Origin of the sequence: Tropicimonas sp. TH_r6 (genome assembly GCF_033101155.1) — a bacterium.
Taxonomy (GTDB): domain Bacteria; phylum Pseudomonadota; class Alphaproteobacteria; order Rhodobacterales; family Rhodobacteraceae; genus Tropicimonas.
The window spans coordinates 1-416 of record NZ_JAWMPX010000100.1; the positions used below are offsets into that span (position 1 = coordinate 1).

The following is a 416-nucleotide window of genomic DNA, read 5'->3' on the forward strand; positions in this document are numbered from 1 at the left end:
AAGCGCTGAACATGGCAATCGCCTTGAGGCGACCGCCCGAGGGATGCATCCATCACACGGATCGTGGAAGCCAATACTGCTCTCACGACTACCAGAAGATCCTGCGCCAGCATGGCTTCCAGGTCTCCCTCTCGGCGATTGCTTGCAATCGCCTGCCGGCAATGGATGAGCGGAAAAGGCAGTTGCTATGACAACGCGGCGGTCGAGACGTTCTTCAAGACGATCAAGGCCGAGTTGATCTGGCGCCGATCATGGCCGACACGGCGGGCTGCCGAACTGGCGATCTTTGAATACATCAACGGCTTCTACAATCCGCGCCGCAAGCATTCAGCTCTCGGCTGGAAAAGTCCCTTGGCCTTCGAGGCTCAGGCTGCATAAGGGAGAAATCGGAGCGGCATCAAAGCGCGACAGGTCCA

General features: G+C 58.2%; 1 pseudogene. It reads left to right on the forward strand.

The annotated features are described in order from the left end of the window. Window positions 1-378, forward strand: a pseudogene (locus tag R3X27_RS25565) (DDE-type integrase/transposase/recombinase); the annotation flags it as partial. Window positions 379-416: the final 38 nt, after the last annotated feature.